Annotated in this window: 21 protein-coding genes, 1 tRNA gene and 1 pseudogene; 8 read left to right on the top strand and 15 right to left on the bottom strand. The window is 53.3% G+C overall.

What is annotated here, in order from left to right; genetic code table 11:
* Positions 1 to 134: 134 nt before the first annotated feature.
* The gene (locus tag PHI12_03890) at positions 135 to 890 is read right to left on the bottom strand and encodes a class I SAM-dependent methyltransferase (GenBank protein ID MDD5509936.1); all 756 of its coding nucleotides are present in this window, start codon (positions 888 to 890) and stop codon (positions 135 to 137) included.
* A 247-nt stretch (positions 891 to 1,137) separates the two neighbouring features.
* Positions 1,138 to 1,210, bottom strand: a tRNA-Ala gene (locus tag PHI12_03885).
* Positions 1,211 to 1,386: 176 nt separating this feature from the next.
* Between PHI12_03885 and PHI12_03880 the strand changes: the two genes are divergently transcribed.
* Positions 1,387 to 1,974 carry a peptidylprolyl isomerase gene (locus PHI12_03880; protein ID MDD5509935.1) on the top strand — a complete coding sequence of 196 codons (588 nt, stop codon included), beginning with the start codon at positions 1,387 to 1,389 and terminating at the stop codon, positions 1,972 to 1,974.
* Between the two features lie 50 nt (positions 1,975 to 2,024).
* Here PHI12_03880 and PHI12_03875 read toward each other — a convergent pair whose 3' ends face one another.
* The 6 genes from PHI12_03875 to PHI12_03850 all read right to left on the bottom strand — a co-directional run bounded on the left by PHI12_03875 (position 2,025) and on the right by PHI12_03850 (position 7,901).
* Entirely contained in the window at positions 2,025 to 2,681 is a 657-nt protein-coding gene (locus tag PHI12_03875; protein MDD5509934.1) for a class I SAM-dependent methyltransferase, read from the bottom strand.
* A 108-nt stretch (positions 2,682 to 2,789) separates the two neighbouring features.
* The gene (locus PHI12_03870) at positions 2,790 to 3,425 is read right to left on the bottom strand and encodes a class I SAM-dependent methyltransferase (GenBank protein ID MDD5509933.1); all 636 of its coding nucleotides are present in this window, start codon (positions 3,423 to 3,425) and stop codon (positions 2,790 to 2,792) included.
* Positions 3,426 to 3,449: 24 nt separating this feature from the next.
* Positions 3,450 to 4,121, bottom strand: a complete 672-nt coding sequence (locus PHI12_03865; protein MDD5509932.1) for a VTT domain-containing protein — start codon at positions 4,119 to 4,121, stop codon at positions 3,450 to 3,452.
* A complete protein-coding gene (locus PHI12_03860) occupies positions 4,121 to 6,589 on the bottom strand; it encodes an AAA family ATPase (protein MDD5509931.1) in 2,469 nt (822 codons plus the stop codon). The genes PHI12_03865 and PHI12_03860 overlap by 1 nt, the downstream gene beginning before the upstream one ends.
* Positions 6,586 to 6,903 (bottom strand): MerR family transcriptional regulator, encoded by a 318-nt coding sequence (locus PHI12_03855; GenBank protein MDD5509930.1) that lies wholly within the window; start codon positions 6,901 to 6,903, stop codon positions 6,586 to 6,588. Before PHI12_03855 ends, PHI12_03860 begins: the two co-directional genes overlap by 4 nt.
* Before the next feature lie 14 nt (positions 6,904 to 6,917).
* A complete protein-coding gene (locus tag PHI12_03850) occupies positions 6,918 to 7,901 on the bottom strand; it encodes a J domain-containing protein (protein ID MDD5509929.1) in 984 nt (327 codons plus the stop codon).
* A gap of 352 nt (positions 7,902 to 8,253) precedes the next feature.
* Between PHI12_03850 and PHI12_03845 the strand changes: the two genes are divergently transcribed.
* Positions 8,254 to 8,559 (top strand): zinc-ribbon domain containing protein, encoded by a 306-nt coding sequence (locus tag PHI12_03845; protein ID MDD5509928.1) that lies wholly within the window; start codon positions 8,254 to 8,256, stop codon positions 8,557 to 8,559.
* A 76-nt stretch (positions 8,560 to 8,635) separates the two neighbouring features.
* Entirely contained in the window at positions 8,636 to 8,821 is a 186-nt protein-coding gene (rpsU, locus tag PHI12_03840; GenBank protein MDD5509927.1) for a 30S ribosomal protein S21, read from the top strand.
* Between the two features lie 182 nt (positions 8,822 to 9,003).
* Here the strand turns inward: rpsU and lgt are convergent, their stop codons facing one another.
* The 3 genes from lgt to PHI12_03825 form a co-directional block, all read right to left on the bottom strand.
* Positions 9,004 to 9,819 (bottom strand): prolipoprotein diacylglyceryl transferase, encoded by an 816-nt coding sequence (lgt, locus tag PHI12_03835; GenBank protein MDD5509926.1) that lies wholly within the window; start codon positions 9,817 to 9,819, stop codon positions 9,004 to 9,006.
* 67 nt (positions 9,820 to 9,886) lie between these two features.
* A complete protein-coding gene (locus PHI12_03830) occupies positions 9,887 to 12,178 on the bottom strand; it encodes a DEAD/DEAH box helicase (protein MDD5509925.1) in 2,292 nt (763 codons plus the stop codon).
* 45 nt (positions 12,179 to 12,223) lie between these two features.
* On the bottom strand, positions 12,224 to 12,517 hold the full coding sequence (locus tag PHI12_03825) for a DUF503 domain-containing protein (GenBank protein MDD5509924.1): 294 nt from the start codon (positions 12,515 to 12,517) through the stop codon (positions 12,224 to 12,226).
* Positions 12,518 to 12,774: 257 nt separating this feature from the next.
* Here PHI12_03825 and rpsO point away from each other — a divergent pair, with 257 nt between their 5' ends.
* The 5 genes and pseudogenes from rpsO to dapA all read left to right on the top strand — a co-directional run bounded on the left by rpsO (position 12,775) and on the right by dapA (position 17,992).
* Positions 12,775 to 13,038: a 30S ribosomal protein S15 gene (rpsO, locus tag PHI12_03820; GenBank protein ID MDD5509923.1), complete on the top strand. Its 264-nt coding sequence runs from the start codon at positions 12,775 to 12,777 to the stop codon at positions 13,036 to 13,038.
* A 16-nt stretch (positions 13,039 to 13,054) separates the two neighbouring features.
* Positions 13,055 to 15,118 (top strand): annotated as a pseudogene (locus tag PHI12_03815) (polyribonucleotide nucleotidyltransferase).
* Between the two features lie 146 nt (positions 15,119 to 15,264).
* Positions 15,265 to 16,068: a 4-hydroxy-tetrahydrodipicolinate reductase gene (gene dapB, locus PHI12_03810; protein MDD5509922.1), complete on the top strand. Its 804-nt coding sequence runs from the start codon at positions 15,265 to 15,267 to the stop codon at positions 16,066 to 16,068.
* The gene (locus tag PHI12_03805; GenBank protein ID MDD5509921.1) at positions 16,065 to 17,102 is read left to right on the top strand and encodes an aspartate-semialdehyde dehydrogenase; all 1,038 of its coding nucleotides are present in this window, start codon (positions 16,065 to 16,067) and stop codon (positions 17,100 to 17,102) included. The genes dapB and PHI12_03805 overlap by 4 nt, the downstream gene beginning before the upstream one ends.
* On the top strand, positions 17,099 to 17,992 hold the full coding sequence (dapA, locus tag PHI12_03800; GenBank protein ID MDD5509920.1) for a 4-hydroxy-tetrahydrodipicolinate synthase: 894 nt from the start codon (positions 17,099 to 17,101) through the stop codon (positions 17,990 to 17,992). Before PHI12_03805 ends, dapA begins: the two co-directional genes overlap by 4 nt.
* Positions 17,993 to 18,079: 87 nt before the next feature.
* On the opposite strand, the gene PHI12_03795 is transcribed toward dapA, so the two are convergent.
* From PHI12_03795 to PHI12_03780, 4 genes are all read right to left on the bottom strand, one after another.
* A complete protein-coding gene (locus PHI12_03795) occupies positions 18,080 to 19,366 on the bottom strand; it encodes an adenylosuccinate synthase (protein ID MDD5509919.1) in 1,287 nt (428 codons plus the stop codon).
* Between the two features lie 89 nt (positions 19,367 to 19,455).
* Positions 19,456 to 20,079 (bottom strand): CDP-alcohol phosphatidyltransferase family protein, encoded by a 624-nt coding sequence (locus PHI12_03790; GenBank protein ID MDD5509918.1) that lies wholly within the window; start codon positions 20,077 to 20,079, stop codon positions 19,456 to 19,458.
* Positions 20,054 to 21,277: a glycosyltransferase family 4 protein gene (locus PHI12_03785; protein ID MDD5509917.1), complete on the bottom strand. Its 1,224-nt coding sequence runs from the start codon at positions 21,275 to 21,277 to the stop codon at positions 20,054 to 20,056. The genes PHI12_03790 and PHI12_03785 overlap by 26 nt, the downstream gene beginning before the upstream one ends.
* A 38-nt stretch (positions 21,278 to 21,315) precedes the next feature.
* Positions 21,316 to 22,419 carry an inositol-3-phosphate synthase gene (locus PHI12_03780; GenBank protein MDD5509916.1) on the bottom strand — a complete coding sequence of 368 codons (1,104 nt, stop codon included), beginning with the start codon at positions 22,417 to 22,419 and terminating at the stop codon, positions 21,316 to 21,318.
* Positions 22,420 to 22,458: the final 39 nt, after the last annotated feature.

The raw sequence follows: 22,458 nt of genomic DNA, 5'->3' as shown, positions 1-22,458 counted from the left end.
AAAGAAAGAGGGGTAGTCGAAGTTCTGTCTATCGTACCCCTTGGTGGAGCTGGGGTATCAATAGTTGGACCTCTAAAGGATTTCAAGTTAAGTTTTCACTTAATTGAGTAGCCTCATATTTCTGTTATAAGCTCCTATTTACCAATCGAATGAGATTTGATGGGGGCGATGCAGTACATAGCCCAACCCATATATTGGCGTTGGAACTGTAAATAATCATCCTGGTCAGTACGGAAATGCTTGAATACCTGTTCATGGTCAGGGTGGGTGGGATTTTCCTCGAGCCAACGTATCAGTCCATACCAATTATCCGAATAGTACCTATCCCAGTCGTCGTTGCTGGCACGGATGATGTATTCGAGTTCAAAGCCTTCATCCCGGGTAAATTTAGCTAGTTCCGCTTCTGTGTGGGTTGTTGTCTGCTTTTGGGCATATTCCGGATGTACCTGATTGCTAAGCCAGTGGGTTTCTCCGATACCAAGGCGTCCATTCTGACGAACAGCCCGCTTCATTTCCTGGATCGAATGCTGGTAACCGCCAAAAACAAACGTTGCCCCGATACATGTTGCGGCATCGAAAGCCCCTTCTTCAAATACGTAGTCAGCCGCAGGGGAGCAAACGATTTCGATTTGATCCGACAGCCCTCTCATGACTAGCTTTTTCCTGGCCCGGTCGCAGAAATCTTCGGATATATCCACGCCGATACCAACGATACCGAATTCCTCAGCCCAGAGAGCGAGAGGCTCAGCACAACCACAACCGAAGTCAATGACCCGGTTTCCTTTTTTCAATTTGAGTATTTTACCAAGTTTGATGATTTTTTCAGACGTAGAAGGGTTTAATATCTCCATATAGCGGTGTGAGATACTCATAAGGTCAAAAAATTCCATAATTCAAGCCTCCTTAAGAGAATAGTAACTTCATTAAGAAAGGTGTTGTGTGATCTGATTCTAATGTTACGTTGAAAATGTGGTGATGATAGTTCCAAATTATTCCCCCAATTGTAAGCATTATAGGCATCAGTTTGAATAGAAGCATGAGTTCTGGCCATAAAGAAATATCAGGGCTGAAGCTAACAGGCAACTGCTTGAACGCTTTTTAGCAACTGCAGAACACTAAAGTTCACCAAAAGAAAAATGGAGCTGGGGGGATTCGAACCCCCTACCTTTTGACTGCCAGTCAAACGCTCTCCCAATTGAGCTACAGCCCCACGCGGATGAATATAATTTAGCACAAAGAGTGTCGGCTGGCAAATACCGGCGGTTGTACTAAGCTAACATAAGTCTAGCCGCTTTCATTTCGGTGGATGCAAGAAAATTGCGTAATTGCGTGACGATTAAAGGATGGGTTAAAATACTAGCTAATGAACGTCTTGGAGATGCTGTGATGACAAAAACCAGAATATCCCAAGTAGCAATCGCCGTTATGGCTGCCGGTGCGCTTTTTCTGGTATCGTGTGCCAGTCAGGCGTCCGACACAACGCCGGGACCGGCGGCAAAACCGAAGACCTACTCGGCACCACCGGCGATGGTGATTGATACCGGCAAGGAGTATATTGCCACCATCGAAACCGGGCGTGGGAACATGGTCCTAGAGCTATTTGCCAGCGATGTCCCCAATACGGTAAACAACTTCGTCTTTCTCGCCAATGACGGGTTCTATGACGGGACCACATTTCACCGTGTCGTACCGGACTTCGTCATTCAGGGGGGTGACCCCACCGGTACGGGGAGGGGTAACCCCGGTTACTCCTTTGCCGACGAGTTCAGCGAGCATACTCATCTTGCCGGCGCCCTGTCAATGGCCAATTCCGGTGCGGATACCAACGGCTGCCAGTTTTTCATTACCTTGACCCCACAGCATGGCCTCGACGGCAAGCACTCGGTATTCGGCCAGCTCATCGATGGGATGGATGTCCTGCAGCAGATCGAGCAGGGTGATGTCATCATAAGGATAACCATCGAAGAGAAGTGAGCCGGTGGGGGAAGCAGCAGGCTGTTAGCAGAGGCTATGGGGCAGGAGACCTAAGATGTCCTGGTCAGTATCGTCATGTACTGAATACCCATAGCAAAAACGAGCTTGCTTTGCCGGTGGGCAAGAGGCGTACCGGCAATAAGTCTCTTGATAATATTTGGCGTCAATCTGTGCAGGTGTATCCTCCTCGCCAGCAGCGGGTTCCGGTATTGCCTTATCGCAGCGCCGATAGCCTGCATTCCCCGGAAGAGCTCCCAGGGATAGATAATAATAGCGGTCCCCCCCGGCCTGAGGACTCTGGCGACCTCGGAAAAGAACCGCTCCAGATCCGGCAGGTGTTCAATCGTGTGCAGTGAATAGACCTTGTCAAAACTGCCTTCGGCAAAGTCAAGATTGGTAATATCCCCATACTCCACCCTGGCGGTAACCGCATTCCTCAAGGAGTCTTCGCTGATATCCACACCGATTACGCCGCTGGTATAGTCCTCCATTGCTTTAACATAGTAGCCTCGGCTGCAGCCCAAATCCAGGATCATCTCTTTCTCTTCCGGCTTGAGATAGTCTACCAGGACCTTAAACAGTGCGGAGTTGAAGTTGAATGCCATCCGGTAACCTTGCCCCGGCAGGGCGGGCTCATCGGGAGCCTGTCCGTTGGAAGACAGGATGTTTTTGCTGTCAACTCTCCCCGGGGTATCTGAGTTGGTCAAGGTATTCCTCCTCGTTATGTATATGATTCTCTTATGATTATGATGGATTGCTCGACGTCAGAGACGGTAACCGGGTGTCGGATCAATATCACGCTTGGTGCGTGCGAATTACTTTACTCCGTCACGTCTGCGGCAGACGGCGCCCACTTCTGTCAGGTGACACCCCTGGATCTTCAGTATTTCCAGGCCGCTGTCTTCCAGTTGCCGGACGAACTCTGCTCTGGAGAGGGCGACCTCGTCACTATATATCCACTGGTTCAGCCTCTCCAGAAGACCTCTCCAGAATCGGTAGGTTAGACTGGTGGTTGGTACCAGAATTAACGCAATCCCGCCCGGGGCCAGCAGGTCGCGGTGCAGGCGAATCAACTGCCGTTGCTCCTCGGGAGTGTAGTGTTCGAGAAGCCCCTGAGAATGAACGATATCATACCTCTCCTCCAGATCGAGACTGAACAGGTCCCTGAGCAGAAACTCCTTCTCGCATTTCAGCGAGGACATTCTTCTTTCCGTATCGCTGATAACGCTGGCGTTGGCATCGACCAGGGTTACCTTGTCCACCTGGTACAGCCTGGTCATCTGCAGCGTATGATAGCCGGTGCCGCAGCCCAGCTCGATTATCTTAATCGGTTTGCTGAAGCTGAATCCGCTGAGCAGACTGGCGTAAGCCCTCCATACTGTCCATAAGAACCTCTGGCTGACACGGACGCGCTTGTGATACCTGTCCCAGTCGGTGGCAACTCTTTCCATGAATAACTCCTTGTAAACCTGTTTTTAAGATACGCCGGGTATACTGGGCATGTTAAACAGGCCCATCCAGCGCAGAAAAGAGCCCAGGCCCAGATAGCCGCAGTAGGCAATACCAATAGCTTTGACCGTCTGTCCGGCCCAGCAGGCAAAGGAAAACTTTGCCAATCTGAAGCGCATTGTCCCCATACTGATTGCCATCGGTGTGAAAAAGGGGTTGGGCAGCACGGATAGTACAAACACGGCCAGGGTGCCCCTCCGGTGGGCGAAGTGCATAATCCTGTGCATTTTTATTCGCCTCAAGAATCGTGACCAGCGTGAGGAGTATGCTTCATCGGCCGGGTCCGAGATCTCAAAGTGGGGGAGGAAGCGACGCCCGCCGCGGCCGGTCAGATAGAGGAGGGTACCACCGGCACCGAGTCCCGCCCCGGTGGCTATTCCCACCAGCGCTGGATGCAATACGCCGCCGAGAGTAAAGGTGAATACCATATAAGGGACCGGCAGCGGGATACTGAAGCCGCTGACCAGTGACATAAGAAAAAGGCCTAGATAGCCATACTTCTGAAAGCGGAGCACGTACTCCCAGTGATAGACAAGAAGAACACAGGCAATCACAATTCCGGCGACAAAACAGATACCGGCAATGTATTTCTTGCGGTTCGAGCCCTTCTTCACCCCTGCGCTAGTCGCTACCGTCATTAAGCATTTCCTGTTCGTGCCCCTGCTTTCGCCGCCTTGCCGGCGGAGAAGGTCAGTTTATCGTCGCTTAAGCCAACGACAATCTTATCGCCCTCGCTAAACTCTCCCTCGAGTAGCTTACTCGACAGCGGGTTCTCTACATAACGTTCTATAGCCCGCCTGAGCGGTCTTGCCCCGTAGGTCGGGTCGTAGCCCTTATTGACCAGCCATGATTTGGCGGCTTTGGTCAGATCTATCGTCAGTCTGCGCTCAGTGAGCCGTTGCTGCAGGTCTTTGATCAGCAGCTCAACGATATCCTTGAGCTGCTCCTCGGTTAGCTCGTGGAAGACGATAATCTCATCGATCCGGTTGATGAATTCGGGGCGGAAGGTCTTCTTCACCGCTTCCATCACCTTTGCCTTCATACGCTGATAACTCTGCAGCCCGTTTTCTCCATCGCCCTTTTGCGTACCGAAGCCGAGATCCGTATACTGTCTAATTGACTCGACGCCGGTGTTGCTGGTCATAATAATGACGCTGTTTTTAAAATCGACGGTCCGTCCATGACCGTCGGTCAGCCGTCCGTCGTCAAGGACCTGGAGCAGTATGTTGAATACCTCCGGGTGCGCCTTTTCTATTTCGTCGAGCAGAATTACCCGGTAGGGACGCCGCCGGACAGCTTCGGTGAGCTGTCCGCCTTCTTCGTACCCGATGTAACCCGGCGGTGCTCCGATGAGACGGGATACGGTGTGCTTCTCCTGGTATTCGGACATATCCAGGCGCACCATGGCGCCTTCGTCATCAAACAGGAACCAGGCCAGGGTACGGGCCAGTTCGGTCTTACCGACGCCGGTGGGACCGAGAAACATAAAGCTGCCAATGGGCCGTTTGGGGTCTTTCAGTCCGGCGCGGCTCCTGCGGATGGCCTCGGAGACAGCATTTACCGCCTCTTCCTGGTTGACCAGTCTGTCGTGAATCCGCTCCTCCATGTGGAGCAGCTTCTCCGTTTCACCCTCCAGCATCTGGGAGACCGGGATTCCGGTCCATTTCGAGATGAGCTGGGCGATATCCTCTTCGTCAACTACCTCGTCGATCCTTTCCTTTTGCAGCCAGCTATTCTTGGCACGGTTGTACTGGTCCTCCTGTCGCAGCCTCTCCGCCTTAAGTCGGGCAGCCTGCTCATAGTCCTGCCGTTGTGAGGCGGCCTCTTCTTCGTTGAGTAGCTGTTTTACATGCTGCTCCAGCGACTTTACCTCCGTGGGGGCGCTCTCGGCGTCGATACGTATCTTGCTTGAGGCCTCATCGATAAGGTCGATTGCCTTGTCCGGCAGAAAACGGTCGGAGATGTAGCGCTGACTCAACCGGGCGGCTGCCTCCAGGGCTCCGTCGCTGATCTTGATCTTGTGGTGTGCCTCATAGCGGGGACGGAGTCCGCGCAGCATTTCAACGGTTGCCTCGATGCTCGGCTCGCTGACGAATACCGGCTGCAGGCGCCGTTCCAGGGCCTTGTCCTTCTCGATGAACTTGCGGTATTCATCGAGGGTGGTTGCGCCGATACACTGAAGCTCCCCGCGCGCCAGAGCCGGTTTGAGCATGTTGCTGGCGTCAATAGCTCCCTCGGCTGCTCCTGCCCCAACCACGGTATGGATTTCATCGATGAACAGTATTACCTCACCCCGTGACTGACGGACCTCGTCCATTACTGCCTTTAGCCGCTCCTCGAATTCACCACGGAACTTGCTGCCGGCTACCAGCGCTCCCATGTCAAGGGCTACCACCTTACGTCCTTTGAGAGAGTCAGGAACATCGTCGGCGGCGATCTTTTCCGCCAGTCCCTCGGCGAGGGCTGTCTTGCCCACTCCGGCATCGCCGATAACCACCGGGTTATTCTTGGTGCGGCGGGTAAGTATCTGCATTATTCGCTTGATTTCCTCTTCGCGGCCGATGACCGGGTCAAGCTTACCCTGTCGGGCAAGCTCGGTCAAATCGCGACCGTACTTTTCCAGGGAACGGTATTTACTCTCGGCCCGGCTATCGGTAACCCGATGACTGCCACGGAGCTTCTGGAGAGCAGCATAGACCCTCTCCTGGTCGATACCCAGCCGATGCAGGATTGCCGACGCTTCGCCCTTCTCCTCCGCAGTCATGGCAATAAAAAGGTGTTCGGTTCCGATAAATTCGTCCTTGAGCCTGGCCGCTTCCTCACCGGCCTTGTTTATCAGTTGGGCAACCCGCGGTGTGGCATATATTTGTCCCGTTTCATAAGCAACCCGGGGAGACTGCTCCAGTGCCGCTTCTACCTGCTGTCTGGCTGCCTCAAGGTCCACCCCCAGGTCCGTAAGTATCTCACCGACCAAACCCGCCTCCTGCCGGAGCAGGGCCAGCAGGATATGCTCAACGTCCCACTGGCTATGGTGGTACTGACGGACTATCTCCTGTGATAAGGCCAGTGCCTCCTGTGCCTGTTCGGTAAATTTTTCCTGCCTCATGTGCCATCTACCTCCCGGAAACTCCTCAGTTCTGCCTCTGCATCCTCCAGGCGGGACTGCAACTCGGACATCTGCTCCAACATCCTCAGGATAACCTCTATTCCGGCCAGGTTAACTCCCAGGTCGTCCATCAGAGTCTTCGCCCGACGCACTATCGCGATATCGCTGCTGGAATAGAGGCGTATATTGCCACGGGACCGGTGCGGCTCTATTATGCCAATTCTCTCATAATAACGCAACGTGTGGGTTCGAACGCCAATCATTTTAGCGGCGATACTGATTCCGTATCGCGGTTCGTTATCCTCTGAATTCATAATAACCTCACCGTTTAATCCGGCCTGATTTCCCTTAGCTGATTAAACAGCTCTTTCTCCCGGTTCGATAGTTTGGTTGGTAGTATCACGTTTACCTTGGCCATCAGATCGCCGTGGGATAATCTGCCCAGATGGGGCATACCCTGTCCGGACAGGCGAAAAGTACTGCCGTTCTGAGTCTCCGGCGGGATTTTCAGTGCCAGCTTGCCCTTTAAGGTAGGCACCTGGATCTCTCCCCCCAGTACAACCACGGTTAGCGGAACGCCGACCTCTACATGCAGGTTATCGCCGCTGCGCTGAAACTGTGAATGTGGTTTTACCGATATCACCAGATAAAGGTCGCCATTAGCCGCGCCGCCGTAACCCTGTCCTCCTTTACCGGTAACACGTACCCGTGACCCGTCCCTGACCCCGGGCGGAATCTTGACCTCGAGACGCTTCAAGTGGGGTACCACCCCCGAGCCGCGGCATGCCGAGCAGGGTACGCCCTGTATCAGTCCGCTGCCCTGGCAGCCTGAACAGGGTTCGTTGGCCTCGATACCCAGGATGCGGGTCGAGCCGTGATAGGCTTCTTCCAGAGTTACCTCTACCGGGTGGTCGATATCCTGGCCTGGCCTCGACCGGGCCTGGCGGCGGTAGGTCTGGCTGCGGTTGCCCCGGAACAGTTCATTGAAGATGCTGCCCAGATCAGCTTCTTCAAAGTGAAAACCGGCACCACCCTGCTGGAAACCTTCGGACGTTGTCCGGTATCCTGACTGGGCAAACTGATCGGCATACTGCCACTGGTCGCCGAACCGGTCGTATTTCTTTCTTTTCTCCTTGTCGGAGAGGACCTCGAAGGCTTCATTTATCTCCTTGAACTTGGTCTCCGCCGTTTTATCACCGGGGTTAACATCGGGATGGTGCTTGCGTGCCAGTTTGCGGTAGGCCTGTTTGATATCCTTCTCAGTGGCATCCCGCTTGACTCCTAAAGTCTGATAGTAGTCTTTACCTGCCATATCTCTCCCGAATACAGTTTGGATGATAGTAGTATTATAGGTTGTCTCAGATGATATGTCAATGCTGAATTAATAAAGTTAATAAAATACTGTGAATATCTATCGTGAAGTCATCAAGCTTTGCCTGTTCTTCTAAAGTGAGCGATTGTTCTAAGGATTTGGCAGGGAGGGGCTAAGATAAGGGAGTGGAATGATTTTCTTGCAAAATACTTTTTTTTATTGTACAATGCATCCGGTGGTTTTAGTCTAGGTTATCACCTATTTTGTTGAACTATGCTGTGTTTACTCGGTATTGCCTCAAGCTCTGGGTGACCATAGAACTAGCCAACTAACTAAGAGAGGAGGTCAGCCAATGAGCTTTGAGGACAAGTCAATCCAGTGTTCCGACTGTGGTGCCACCTTTACCTTCAGCGCCGAGGAACAAGAATTCTTCGCTTCAAAAGGCTATACCAACGATCCCAAGCGCTGCCCTTCTTGTCGTCAGGCAAGAAAGGCGGAGCGTTATGGGAATAGTGACTACGGTTACCGGCCTCGGCGCCAGATGTTCCCTGCGGTATGCGCCGAGTGTGGCAAGGATACCGAAGTCCCGTTCGAGCCTCGCGAAGGTAGACCGGTCTACTGCAGTGAGTGCTACAGCAAAACTAAAGTACGGGAGTAAAGTTATCGTAACCTGAGGGCATAAGCAGGTTGGAGAGATCCGGCCAGTTTGTGTTCCGGGAAGGTGTTGGAGTGTTATGCCGTTAGAAGTATCGGTACGTGAAGGCGAGACCCAGGACTCATTGTTGAGGCGCTTTCAACGGATGGTGCAGATGGGTGGTATCCTTCGTGAGGCGAAGGCCCACCGTTATTTTCTCTCCAAGAGAGATGCCGCCCGCCTGAAGGCGAAAAAAAATGCCAAGCGTAAGAGAATTGGCAGGTAAAGCAATGCCGGGCCTGGCCCGGAAGTTGCTTTAAGCGGTGGGGGGTAACCGTTGCATTCCGCTGGGTTGTTACCCGATGTGCCGATGACAGCGGTGAACAGATAAGATACCAGAATCGCTGTCAGTCAAAGAGAAAAAAGGGGATACCAAATAAGGTATCCCCTTTTTTTGACCATAATACTTCAGGCGGAGGTTTTTTCTGTTTTTCTGAAGCGGTGCCTGCGGTAGATGAGTATGAATACGCTTACCGCAAGTACCACTATCGAGATTATCTGTGCCTGGCTTAAGCTGAAGGCAAAGTAAGCATGCGCGTCGCGCAGGAATCCGATAGCGATGCGCCATGCCGAATACATGATGAAATAGACCATGAAAACAGAACCATCCGGCTTGAGCCGCCCCGTGAGCTTGAGCAGTATTACGAAGCAGACGAGGGCAAAAATGGTTTCGTAAGCCTGAGTAGGATGGAGGGGTATGTTGAGCGGGGCATAGCTGTTAGGGTGGGTATAGACCACGCTCCAGGGCACCCATTCTGCCGCCGGCTTACCCCAGCAACAGCCGTTTACCAGGCACCCCACCCTGCCGATAGCCTGGGTCAGTATTATCCCCGGCGCTATCAGGTCGGCGACGGCGAAAAAATCCCTTATTCTTTCCTTGCCGAGGCTGCTGAAGCGAAGATAAAGCCAGATGCCCAGGGTAGCACCGATGACGCCGCCGTATATCGCCAGGCCGCCACCGCTGAATGCCTCCGCCGGGTGCTCTACATAGTATTGCCAGCTCTCCATAATATGGACCAGCTTGGCGCCGGCCATTCCCGAAGCAATGCCGATCGGGGCTAGCATAATATCGGGGGGTACAGTCAGGGTCTCCTTTATCTTAGATATCCGGCTGTATGCCCAGAGGATCATCACAACTACCGCCAGGGCGACGATGATACCGTACCACCTGACTTCGTGTGTGCCTATGGTAAAAGCTACCGGGTCGATGCTGATGTTTATCATTCTGCTGAGATTATTCCTTTAATGTGTAATCCTATCTGATTAGTCCCTTTACCGTAAATCCCGATTGCTAGCGCTCTGCTATCAGTCCGTCCAGCAGTACCATTGCGGCACGCTTGTCCAGCGGCTTGTTATTGTTGCCGCACTTGGGTGATTGAATACAACTGGGGCAACCCTCCTGGCAGGGGCACTCTTTGATTAACCTCAGTGTAGTTTGCCACAGTTCTCCGGTTAAGTCAAAACCCTTCTCGGCAATGCCGATGCCGCCGGGGTGAGCGTCGTAGATGAATATCTGGGCTCTGCCGGTATCAGGGTGAAGCAGGGTGGAAACACCGCCGATGTCGTTACGGTCGCAGAGGGCGAAAAGAGGTAAAATGCCGACCGCAGCGTGCTCAACAGCGTGCAGTCCACCAGCCGGGTCCAGTTCTTCCTCCTCCAGCCGTGCCATGGCCCCTGGAGGCAGGTCAAACCACAGTGCTATCGTGGCAAAGCGCTGGGGCGGTAGCTCGAGCATTTCTTCGCCGATTACCTCCTCGGTGAACTGCGCCTTCTTTTTGAAACCGACTACGGTGGTGGTAACCTCCACCTCACCTAGGAATACCTTTACCTTTCCGCAGTTTCTGCTGCGGATCGTCCTGGTAATATGTAGATCGGTAGTTTCTTTGGTCTGGGTGTAATAGGCGGCGGTGGTCGGCTCGGCATAGGCGGTACGCCCGGAGAGGTCGAGCCTGGTCACCAGATAGGACTCTCCCTGGTGAAGGTAAATAGCGCCGGGGTGTATCTGGAAGAAGGCTACGCTTGACTCTACCGTCTCCAGCAGGGAAGCCGTTTGGGTATCGATAATGGCAAAGCTCTCGCCGCTGGTAGAGCGGATGTTGACACCCTGGGCCGGATAGCTTATGGCCGGGGAGAGGTACCACCTGCCTCTCCGCTCGCGGAGCAGGCCATCTCTCTCCAGCATTTCTTTTTCCCGGCTAAATGTGGTGCCGAAAAACTGCTCGTCACTCTTACTGAGCGGCAGCTCCCAGGCGGCGCAGAGCAGATGGGCCCCTAGAATATAGGGATTGGCCGGGTTGACTATGGCATTCTCAAAGTTTTTCCCGAAAAACTGACCGGGGTGTTGCATCAGGTACTGGTCGAGGGGATTGTCCAGAGCAATCAAAAAGCTTAACGATTTGCTCTCACCGCGCCCGCTCCGGCCTGCCTGCTGCCAGGTGCTGGCGATGCTGCCCGGGTAGCCGGTAAGTACGGTAGCTTCCAGGTCGCCGATGTCTATTCCCAGTTCGAGCGCATTGGTGGCGACCACGCCCAGCAGTTTACCGTTGAATAGGTCCTGCTCTATGCGGCGACGGTCTTCGGGGAGATAGCCGGCGCGATACGGCTTGATTTTCTCACTCAGGATGCGGTTGCTCTGGGCAAGACGCCGCTGTGAGTAGACGTAGATAAGCTCGGTAAGCCGGCGGGTACGGGCGAAGGTAAGACTGCGGATATGCTGGCTCACCAGGCTGGTAAACAGCTCGGTTGCTTCGCTGTTGGCGCTGCGCCGTATACTCTTTGACTCATCTATCAAGGGAGGATTCCAGAAGACGAAGTCCTTTTCTCCGTGTGATGAACCGTCACTGTCGACAAGGCTGAAGTTTACCCCGACCAGTTTCTCGATGTGCTCAACGGGGTTGGCTATCGTCGCCGAGCAGCAAATGAACCGGGGATCCGAGCCATAGAGACAGCAGAGACGGCGCAGGCGGCGCAGCACACAGGCTAACTGGGAGCCGAAAACGCCGCGGTAGTTGTGGGCTTCATCTATCACAACATAGCGGAGGTTTCGCAGTAGGCTCGACCAGTATCTGTGGTTGGGCAGGATACCGAGGTGGAGCATGTCAGGGTTGGTCAGTATTATCCGGGCTCTTTTTCTTATCTCGGCCCGCTCTACCCGGGGTGTATCACCGTCAAAGGTATCCAGTTCCTCCGTCCGGAGTAAATCGGGGCAGTATGTTGTGCGCAGGTTACGCAGCTGGTCCTGAGCCAGCGCCTTGGTTGGAAAGAGATAGAGGGCACGGCTGGCCCGTTCGGTCAGTATTCTCTCCATTACGGGAATGTTATAACACAGGGTCTTACCGCTGGCACTTGAGGTTGATACCATAATATTCCTGCCCTCCCGGGCATGGTCTATCGTCTCGACCTGATGAGTATATAGCGGCAATAGCCCATGCTTGCCGAGGCAGTCATGAAGACGATCGGGCAGTGGCTTGTCCGTTTCGGCATATCTTGCCTCGCGGGCCGGAATATGCTCGACGTGAGCAATCTGACCGCTGTAGCCGGGTTGGGCAGTAAGATAGTTGAGAAAGGTGGCTGTATCCATCATTATTCCCTTGCCAAAATCAAAAGAACCGAAGCAACGATAGAACTTCTAGAGGACGGAGATGAGCTCAATCTCGTAATCAAGCATCTCCACCTCGAAACGGCTCTCGATAATAAAGTTCACCACCCGGGAGAGGGTCTCGTTAGAGTGCTGTTTACTGTTGCTGACGCAGCAAATTCCCAGGGTGATTGATTGCCACAAGTCGTGGCTATCGACCTCAGCTATAGCGACATTAAAGCGGTTGCTCACCCGGCCGGTAATCGACTTTACCACCTGCCGCTTGCCCTTAAGTGAGCTGTTTTCCGGTAGGCGGAGGCTAATCCTGCAGATACCGACGTTCATAGCGTGGCGGACCTCTGATATCTGGATGGTTAAGTTCAGCTTAGCACATATTGCCGCCTCTATCCAGCTAATTCTGCCGGTTTAGCGGCTGAAGAGTATTGAAACGGGGGATGTTATCACCCATCTATTTGAACCGGCTCATCTTTCCTAAAATTTACATAAACGAACGGCTATGCTATAATTTCATCGTTTTTAGTTAATAAAATAATATAGTTTAGAGTGGGTGGGCCCTTACTCTAAGGAAAAGGGGGCATAGCTTGTACAAAGAGAAGAAGGCGGAAATCATCGGTAACTACAAACGCAGCGAGGCTGATACTGGCTCGACCGAGGTGCAGATAGCGCTGCTGACACAGAGGATAAACGAGCTGACCGGGCATATGGCAGCTAACCGGCACGATTATCACACACAGCGCGGTTTGCTCAAGCTGGTGGGGCAAAGAAGGAGGCTGCTGGCTTATCTCAGCCGGGAGGATAAAGACCGCTACCGGACCCTGATTGAACAGCTCGGCCTGCGAAAATAATAAAGAGGATAGTCAATTGATAAACGGACAAATTTTCCAATGTGAAGTAGCGGGGAGAACGCTTAGTATTGAAACCGGGAAGCTTGCCCGGCAGGCCGATGGTGCCATTACCGTTCGCTACGGGGACACCGTGGTGCTGGTTACTATCTGTACCAGCGACGAACCTCGGGAAGGGACAGACTTTCTCCCGCTGACCATAGATTATGAAGAAAGGCTATATGCCGCCGGTAAGATTCCGGGCGGCTTTATCAGGAGGGAAGGGCGCCCCAGTCAGGAGGCGATACTGGCCTGTCGGCTGACTGACCGCCCCCTGCGTCCGCTCCTGCCCAAGGACTGGCGAAGGGACATTCAGATAATCGTCACCGTACTTTCCGCCGATCAGGAAAACGACCCCGATATACTGGCGGTCATCGGCGGTTCGGCGGTGCTGTCAATGTCAGAGGTGCCGTTTGCCGGTCCGGTTAGTGCCGTCCACGTCGGATATATCGATAATGAGATGGTACTAAATCCGACCCTGTCTCAGCTTGATAACAGCCGGCTTGATCTTGTTGTCGCCAGTACCCGGGAATCAGTGGTTATGGTAGAAGCGGGTGCCAGCGAGGTTCCTGAGGATATTATTCTTCAGGCTATTGAGTTCGGTCATCAGTCTAACCAGCCTATAATCGAGCTTCAGGAGCAGTTAAGGCAGGCCTGTGGCAAGCCCAAGCTGGAGGTTCCTGCTGCCCTGGCGGCCCGGGAACTGGAGTCAGCACTATCGGAGTCTTTCGGCGATAGCCTGGGCCGGGCTTTAACTGAACCGGACAAGGTTAAGCGTAACCAGATGCTTGATGAGATGAAGAAGGGGAGTATCGAACGTCTTGCGGAATCGTTTCCGGAAGAAGAAATTGGCCCTGTCTTTGAAGCAAAGCTCAAGTCTGAAATCAGGGCCAATATTCTCAATAAAGGACAGCGTATCAGCGGTCGCAGTCTGAACGAGGTGCGCCCCTTGAGCTGTGAACTGGGTATTTTACCTCGCACCCACGGCTCGGCGTTATTTACCCGGGGTCAGACGCAGGTGCTGACCATCACTACTCTGGGTTCTACCAGACAGGAGCAGCGGATTGACGGGCTCGGTATCGAGGAGACAAAACGCTTTATGCACCACTATAACTTTACTCCCTTCTCCGTTGGTGAAGTCAAGCGTTTGAGTTCGCCCGGACGGCGTGAGATTGGACACGGTGCTCTGGCAGAAAGGGCCCTTTTGCCGATACTTCCCGATAGCGAGGACTTCCCCTATACCATTCGCCTGGTATCAGAGGTCTTGAGTTCTAACGGCAGTACTTCTATGGCCAGCGTTTGCGCTTCGAGCCTGTCCCTGATGGATGCCGGGATACCGATAAAGAGGGCGGTAGCCGGGATAGCCATGGGCGTGGTTACCGACGGTCAGGGCAATCATGCCATTCTAACCGATATCGAAGGTATTGAAGATGCTTGCGGCGATATGGACTTTAAGGTTGCCGGTACCGTCGAAGGTGTAACTGCTCTCCAACTGGATATCAAGGTGAAGGGTATAAGCGTGGATATTCTTAAGGAGGCGCTGCATCAGGCCCGCGAGGCCCGCCTTTTTATCCTGGGTGTCATGCAGCAGACTATTAGCACCAGCAGGTCTGAGGTCAGCCCTTACGCACCCAGAATCTACAAAATGAAGGTCGATACGGAAAAGATTGGTACTGTCATCGGCCCCAAGGGGAAGACAATCAGAGCCATTACTGATGAGACCAAGGTGACCATTGACATTGAGGATGATGGTACTGTACTTATCGGATCATCGGATAAGGAAGCGGCCCAGAAGGCTATCGAGATGATCGAGAATTTGACCAAGGAAGTCGAGGTTGGTGCCATCTATACCGGCAAGGTGATGCGCCTGATGAACTTCGGCGCCTTTGTCGAGGTCCTCCCCGGTAAAGAGGGACTGGTCCACATCAGTGAATTGGCCGACTACCGCGTGGCTAATGTCGAGGACGTGGTCAAGGTGGGTGATGAGATTACGGTTAAGGTGACCGAGATCGACCGTATGGGTAGAATCAATCTGTCACGCCGGGCTGTATTTGAAGACTCACCGCGGGAATCAGGGAGAGAGTCAGGAGAAGCCAGGTCTGCGGAAAGGCCACCCAGGAAGCAGTTTACGGCCCGCCGGGACAGGCCCGACGGGCCTGCCAGACATACTCCTGGCCGAAGGGGTTAGTTATGAGACCGGTCAGAGTAGCTGTCCATGGTGCCCTGGGTAAAATGGGGCGAGAAGTAATCAGCGCCGTCTGCCGTGAGGACGGGATGCAGGTTGTCGGTGCTGTGGAACTACAGACTAAGGAAGACAGCCTGCCCTTGCCTGACGGCGATGGTAACGTTCCGCTTTCCTCTGACCTTGAGTATATCATTAACAGCTGCAAGCCTGACGTACTGGTAGATTTTACAGTTGCTCGGGCCACTATGCCGGCGGTGCGTATAGCTGCTGCCAAAGGCGTCAACCTGGTAATAGGGACCACAGGTCTGACCGAGGCTGAGGTTAATGAGATTGGCCGGCTGTCACAGACCCACCGGGTAGGGGCGGTGGTAGCACCTAACTTCGCTCTGGGAGCGGTACTGATGATGCACCTGGCCAGGATAGCCGCCAGGTATTTAGACTATGCCGAGATTATCGAACTGCATCATCACCTGAAGGTGGATGCGCCTTCGGGAACTGCCCTGTCCACGGCCCGGGCGATGGTAGCGGCAAAGGGTAAGCCGTTTCTCTCCGCGGAACAGAAGCGGACTTACGCCAGCCGTGGGGAGCAGGTGGATGGTGTTGCTATTCACAGCGTGCGGCTGCCCGGGCTGCTGGCCCACCAGGAAGTAATCCTGGGCGGACCGGGGCAGACATTGAGCATACGACATGATACAATCAGTAGAGAGTGTTTTATGCCTGGTGTTATACTGGCTGTGAAGAAAGTGGTCGGACACAAAGGGTTGATCTATGGCCTGGATACATTACTTGGCTTGGAGGATAAGGGTTGAAGAAAAAATACAAGGTAGCTATTGTTGGTGCCACCGGGCTGGTCGGACAGGAGTTCATCAAGGTACTGGAACAGCGCGATTTCCCGGTAGCCTCGATGGGGCTTTTTGCTTCCGACCGCTCCGCAGGTAAGAAATTATACTTTGCCGGTAAGGAAATCGAGGTTCAGGAGACTGCTGCCGAGTCCTTCCAGGGAATAGATATTGCTCTATTTTCCGCCGGCGCTGAAATCAGCCGCTACTTCTCGCCAATAGCGGCCAAATCAGGGGCGGTAGTGATCGACAATAGCGCTGCTTTTAGAATGGTGCCGACGGTTCCTCTGGTGGTACCTGAGGTTAATCCCGAGGATATCAAGCTGCATAACGGTATTATCGCTAATCCCAATTGCTCCACCATTCAGATGGTAGTAGCCCTGTACCCATTACACAAGGTTAATCCTATCAAGCGGATTATCGTCGATACCTACCAGTCGGTCTCGGGTACCGGTTCCGCTGCCATTGAAGAGTTAACAGTACAGGTCAAGCAGGTCTTGAACGGGCAGAGTGTTATTCCCCACGTTTACCCGCATCAGATAGCCTTTAATGTCCTGCCTGAGATAGACGTTTTCCTGGACAACGGCTATACCAAAGAAGAGTGGAAGATGGTGGAAGAGACGAGGAAGATAATGCATGCTGATGAGATAGCTATTTCGGCTACCTGTGTGCGGGTCCCGGTATTCACCGGTCATAGTGAGGCAGTCTGTGTGGAGTTTTCTCAGCTGATGCTCCCCGATGATGCCGAGCGGATTCTTGCCCAGGCCCCAGGGGTTAAGGTGCTGGACGATCCTTCCATCAGCCTTTATCCTCAAGCCTGGCCGTCTGCTGGTACCGATGAGGTATTTGTCGGGCGTATCCGCCGGGATGCATCTCACTCCAATGGTCTGGTGATGTGGGTTGTTGCCGATAATCTGCGCAAGGGAGCAGCCTTGAATGCCGTTCAGATTGCTGAGGAAATGGTCCAGAGGGAATGGCTGAATCCGATGGAGAGTAGAAGATGAGAAAGCCGGGTAGGTTGCTGACGGCAATGGTAACCCCCTTCAATCAGAAGGGGGAGGTCGACTATGAGCAAGCTAGGAGACTGGCCCTGGCGCTGCTTGACTCGGGAAGCGAAGGCTTGGTGGTGGTGGGTACGACCGGAGAGTCGCCTACCCTTGTCCGGGATGAAGAAATACGCATTTTTACCGAGATAAAGAAGGCCGTGGGTGAGCGCGGGTCGGTCGTGGCCGGAACGGGGAGTAACAGCACTGCGGAAGCCCTAGAGGCGACCAAAGCGGCTGAAAGCGTCGGAGTTGATGCCTGTCTCCTGGTGGTCCCCTACTATAATAAGCCTACCCAGGAGGGCCTATACCAGCACTTCAGGACGATTGCCGAGAGTACCAGCCTGCCCTGTATCCTGTACAATGTGCCATCACGTACCGTGGTAAATCTTTCTGCCGATACCGCCATCCGGTTGAGCCGGATAGATAATATTATTGGCTTGAAAGAGGCCAGCGGCAACCTGGAACAGGTGGCACGGGTTATCGACGGTGCACGGGATGGTTTCCTGGTCTGGAGCGGCAACGACGGCGATACACTGCCCATACTGGCCTTGGGCGGCTATGGTGTTATCAGCGTTGCCTCGCACCTGGTGGGTAACCAGATTAAGAAAATGATTGATAGCTTTATGATTGGTGATACCGGAGTTGCGGCTGATATCCACCGCCATTTGCTGCCTCTGATTAACGCTCTCTTTATTGTCGCCAACCCTATCCCGACCAAGTATGCCCTGAACCATATCGGTTTCCAGGTCGGTAATCCCCGGTTGCCCCTTACTGCACCTGATGAAAAGACGGCCGCTGTTATCAGGGATACTCTGCAAAACTACCATATTGACCTACCGGTAAGCTAGGGCTGCCAGGTAAAGATATGGTCTTACCTGATTCATCAGAATTGGGTCCAGGTAATCTAGAGACCAGTCCGTCTTTTGTCTTTTTCCCTAGAATGACAGGGGTATTTTATGAATGGTCTGATCTCTTTCGGGACCTACCGAGATAATGTTGGCCGGGCAGGCAGTAAGCTTTTCCAGCCTGACGACATATTGTCTGGCCTCAGCCGGTAGCTGCTCGTAGTCCCGGATGTGGCTGGTAGCAGACTGCCAGCCGGGCAGCTCCTCGTAGACGGGTTGACACTTGCTCAGAGCGGTTATACTTGCCGGGAAGTAATTGATTACCTCTCCCTCCAGTTTATAGCCGGTACATATCTTCAATCGGGGCAGGGTATCAAGGACATCAAGGCGGGTAATGGCAATACCGGTCAAGCTGTTAACCCGGGCGCTGAAACGGGTCGCTACGGCGTCGAACCAACCGCAGCGGCGCGGCCTGCCGGTGGTAGTACCGTACTCATGGGCCAGTTCCCGAATAGAGTCTCCGGTCTCGTCAGTTAGCTCAGTTGGCATGGGGCCGCCACCTACCCTGGTGCAATAAGCCTTAACTACGCCCAGTATGCTTTTAACCTGCTTCGGGCCGATACCGCTGCCCAGACAACTGCCACCGGCCAGGGGTGAGGATGAGGTGGTATAGGGGTATGTGCCGAAGTCAGGATCAAGCAGTGCTCCTTGGGCTCCCTCCAGCATAATCGGCTCATTCCTATCCAGTGCTTCCGACAGCATTACCACTGTCTCCCGGATGCGAGGGGCCAGTAGTTCTCCATACCGGCAGTACCGGCTGTAGATTTCATCCACTGACAGGGGCTTCACCCCGTAGACCCTGGTCAGAATGGCGTTCTTGCTTTCCAGGATAAAGCGCAGACGCTTCAGCAGTGCTTCTTTCTCCAGAAGGTCACCTACCCTGATACCCAGCCTGGCCGTCTTGTCGGCAAAGGCGGGCCCGATGCCCTTGCGCGTTGTCCCGATTGCATTGCCTCCCCTTGATTCTTCTTCCAGACCATCAAGCAGGGTGTGGTAGGGCATAATCAGGTGAGCCCGGTCGCTGATAAACAGCCTGCCGGTGTCCACACCCCGTTGCTCAAGCTGGCTAATCTCACCGATGAGTATCTCCGGGTTGATTACTACCCCGTTGCCGACGATGCAGGTAACCCCGGGATAGAAAATACCGGACGGGATAATATGCAGCCCGAATTCACCGTATTGGTTGATTACGGTATGCCCGGCATTATCACCACCCGAAAAACGTACCACTACTCTTGCTTTTTCAGCCAAAAGGTCGACTATCTTACCCTTTCCTTCGTCTCCCCATTGCGCTCCAATAACAGCAATAACCGACATTGTATCCCCTTTCAAGTTTAATCAGCGTATCGTAGTTGTTTTAGCCAGAACAGGTAGAAGGATCGCCAAAGGCGACTAAACCGTGGCGGTTATCCTAACCTTCCCCCACACTGATTTCCGGTTTGTTTGAGTAAATAGGACAGCCTCTGCCCGGCGGTAACAAAACTTAAGGTAGCTATGACAGCCAGGGCGATGATTAGGGCGTTGTTGTTAAGAGGGCTGGCCAGTAGACCTACCGCCAGCACAATTACCCGCTCCGGCCTGGTGAACAAACCCATTTTGCAGTCTATTCCTATTGCTTCCGCCTTCGCCCTGATATAGCTTGTCAGTGGCGAGCCGATTAGGGCAAGGCAGACAAACAGTATCCCCAGCGCGGGCCGGTTGCCCAGGAGGAGGTAGAAAATCATGACGCCCAGCAGCAGCACTGCCTCAGATACGCGGTCCAGGGTGGAGTCAAGGACAGCGCCGGATGCTGTGACCCTGTTAGTACGGCGCGCCAGCGACCCGTCCAGCATGTCAAAGAAGCCGGCAGCAATTACCACAAAGCCGGCAATAAAGAGGTGCCCGGTAGCGATGAGGACGGCAGCACCCACGGCTATTGAGAAGCCTAACCAGCTTAAGTTATTGGGGGTAATACCTGTCCTCATCAGGAGTTGTACGGCCGGTTCAGTAAGGCGGTAGGCGGACTTACGAACTCCGGTTAGTTTTTCCATTCCGTCTGCTTTCCGCAACAAGGCTGCTCATTTTTTCTATGATGATCTTCCTTAATGAGAAGGTCTCTCTATGTTCGGGCTTGTTTTTCAGCACTTCGATATAGAAGTCCAGTACCTTACGGGCAATCTTCTTCCAGTCATACTCCGCCGCTTTGCGTATCCCATTGGCCCCCATCCTGCGCCTTAACGGCTCGTCGTTAAGCAGAGAGATCAGGGCCCGGGCCAGTTTTTCATCATCTTTGGGCGGTACCAGTATCCCCTCGACGCCGTCGGCTAATATGCTGGCATAGCCAGCTATGTTCGAGGCGACGACCGGTTTGCCCACCGCCATTGCCTCCAGCAGAACGATGCCGAAGCTCTCACAGCCGGTTGCCGGCGCACAGAAGATGTCGGCCGTCTTATAGTACCTGGGTAGCTCGCCATAGCTGGTGAAACCGACAAAAACGACATCCTTCAAACCGTTTTTCTTGACCAGTCTATCATACTTGCCGCGTAGACTGGTCCCGGGTCCTACTATAATCAGCCGTGAGTTGGGTATCTCCTCTTTGACCCGCTGGTAGGCTTTGAGCAGGTGGTCGGCTCCCTTTCGCTTTTCGAGACGACCGACAAACAGGATATTCAGCTTCCCGTCACATAACTCGTCGATTGGTAATACGTCAGGGTGAAAATGCTCTGTATCGACGCCGTTGGGAATAATATTGTACTCTTCCGGGAAGTGTCTATTGACGAATTCAGCCGCCGGCTTGGATACGGCAATTCTACCGTCCAGCTTGCTGAACCATCTCTTGAAAAATAAATTGCCGAAGGGCTTGGCAGCATAATACCCCTTGCCATCGAAGGCGTGAAAGGTGCCCACGTTGGCGGTACAGGACATACGGAGCACGGTGGTGCACATCATGGGCATCAACGGCTCGTGGAGGTGGATAATGTCGAATTTCTCTTTATCGAGCATGGCGGTTATCGTCGTTGACAGCATGGGTGATATGGTAATACGGGCAATAGACCCGCTGGCGGGTATAGGGCGGGGCTTGCCGATAGGAATAAAACGGTCGCCGAGGTTAGTGACGGACTGAGAAGCCGGAGCAATAAACCTTACTTCATGTCCCATCTCGGTAAGGTAGTGGCCCAGCGAGCAGATATGATTAACCACACCACCCGGGTGAGAGAAGTCATAGGGTGAGACTAACGCTATCTTCATTTATGATTGGCCAACCCCTCCTCGCCTTGCTCCTATTGTCACTGAGCAGGACTTTTCTTCTGCCCGGCCTGCTGGCAATTGGTAATATACTCTTCCACCATCCGGCGGGCTTCATCATCGCTGTATTGAACGGGCGGTGACTTCATAAAGTAGGATGATGGAGCCGTCAGCGAGCCCTTCAATCCGCAGTCCAGGGCAAGCTTGCAGCACCTTATGGCGTCAATGACCACTCCTGCTGAGTTAGGGCTATCCCATACCTCCAGTTTTAGTTCCAGGTTCAGGGGGACATCGCCGAAGGTCTGTCCCTCCATTTTGATATGACAAAACTTGCGGTCGGTAAGCCAGGGGACATAATCGCTGGGGCCGACGTGAATGTCGTCAGGATTAAGCTTATAGTCTAACTGTGAGGTAACCGCATTGGTTTTCGATATTTTCTTAGACTCCAGGCGTTCCCGTTCCAACATGTTGAGGAAGTCGGTATTGCCGCCGAAATTCAACTGATATGTCCGCTGCAGCTTGACGCCACGGTCCATAAAAAGACGGGTGAGAACACGGTGGACAATCGTCGCTCCGACCTGAGATTTTATATCATCTCCGATGACCGGGAGTCCCTTCTCCTCGAAACGTTTTTGCCAGTATTTCTCACGGGCGATAAAGACTGGAATACAATTGATTAAGCCGCAGCCTGCCGCCAGCACCTGTTCGACGTACCATTTGGTCGCTTCCTCACTGCCGACGGGTAAATAGTTGAGTACCACATGGGTCTTCGTTTCTTTGAGGATGCCGATAATATCAGCGGTGGGGCCGGGTGCCTTTTCGATTATTTCGGCAAGATACTTGCCCAGACCGTCATGGGTCATACCCCTATTTACCTTAACCCCTGTCGCAGGCACATCGGTAAACTTGAAGGTATTGTTCGGTGGAGCGAAGATTGCTTCCGCCAGATCCTTGCCGACCTTTAGCTTATTGATATCGAAGGCGGCTACAAAATTTATGTCGCTTATGCGGTACCCACCCAGGTTAACATGCATCAGCCCCGGCACAAATTCGTTTTCTTTAGCTTTCTTGTAATAATGGACACCCTGTACCAGGGATGAGGCACAATTACCTACCCCTATTATCGCTACGTTTATGTTCCCCACGGTTTAACCCCTCTCCTTTCTTTCTTACCATAATTAGGT

The sequence above is a fragment of the Dehalococcoidales bacterium genome (assembly GCA_028716225.1).
In the GTDB taxonomy this organism is placed as follows: Bacteria; Chloroflexota; Dehalococcoidia; order Dehalococcoidales; family UBA5760; genus UBA5760.
The sequence above is the reverse complement of the archived record's forward strand: the minus strand, read 5'-3'. Positions and strand labels throughout refer to the sequence as shown.

What these genes read in the sequence shown, in the direction of transcription:
- PHI12_03890 (MDD5509936.1), bottom strand. Translation starts at nt 890, where the DNA reads ATGGAATTTTTTGACCTTATGAGTATCTCACACCGCTATATGGAGATA.
- PHI12_03880 (MDD5509935.1), top strand. Translation starts at nt 1,387, where the DNA reads ATGACAAAAACCAGAATATCCCAAGTAGCAATCGCCGTTATGGCTGCC.
- PHI12_03870 (MDD5509933.1), bottom strand. Translation starts at nt 3,425, where the DNA reads ATGGAAAGAGTTGCCACCGACTGGGACAGGTATCACAAGCGCGTCCGT.
- PHI12_03865 (MDD5509932.1), bottom strand. Translation starts at nt 4,121, where the DNA reads ATGACGGTAGCGACTAGCGCAGGGGTGAAGAAGGGCTCGAACCGCAAG.
- PHI12_03860 (MDD5509931.1), bottom strand. Translation starts at nt 6,589, where the DNA reads ATGAGGCAGGAAAAATTTACCGAACAGGCACAGGAGGCACTGGCCTTA.
- PHI12_03855 (MDD5509930.1), bottom strand. Translation starts at nt 6,903, where the DNA reads ATGAATTCAGAGGATAACGAACCGCGATACGGAATCAGTATCGCCGCT.
- PHI12_03850 (MDD5509929.1), bottom strand. Translation starts at nt 7,901, where the DNA reads ATGGCAGGTAAAGACTACTATCAGACTTTAGGAGTCAAGCGGGATGCC.
- PHI12_03845 (MDD5509928.1), top strand. Translation starts at nt 8,254, where the DNA reads ATGAGCTTTGAGGACAAGTCAATCCAGTGTTCCGACTGTGGTGCCACC.
- rpsU (MDD5509927.1), top strand. Translation starts at nt 8,636, where the DNA reads ATGCCGTTAGAAGTATCGGTACGTGAAGGCGAGACCCAGGACTCATTG.
- lgt (MDD5509926.1), bottom strand. Translation starts at nt 9,819, where the DNA reads ATGATAAACATCAGCATCGACCCGGTAGCTTTTACCATAGGCACACAC.
- PHI12_03830 (MDD5509925.1), bottom strand. Translation starts at nt 12,178, where the DNA reads ATGATGGATACAGCCACCTTTCTCAACTATCTTACTGCCCAACCCGGC.
- PHI12_03825 (MDD5509924.1), bottom strand. Translation starts at nt 12,517, where the DNA reads ATGAACGTCGGTATCTGCAGGATTAGCCTCCGCCTACCGGAAAACAGC.
- dapB (MDD5509922.1), top strand. Translation starts at nt 15,265, where the DNA reads ATGAGACCGGTCAGAGTAGCTGTCCATGGTGCCCTGGGTAAAATGGGG.
- dapA (MDD5509920.1), top strand. Translation starts at nt 17,099, where the DNA reads ATGAGAAAGCCGGGTAGGTTGCTGACGGCAATGGTAACCCCCTTCAAT.
- PHI12_03795 (MDD5509919.1), bottom strand. Translation starts at nt 19,366, where the DNA reads ATGTCGGTTATTGCTGTTATTGGAGCGCAATGGGGAGACGAAGGAAAG.
- PHI12_03790 (MDD5509918.1), bottom strand. Translation starts at nt 20,079, where the DNA reads ATGGAAAAACTAACCGGAGTTCGTAAGTCCGCCTACCGCCTTACTGAA.
- PHI12_03785 (MDD5509917.1), bottom strand. Translation starts at nt 21,277, where the DNA reads ATGAAGATAGCGTTAGTCTCACCCTATGACTTCTCTCACCCGGGTGGT.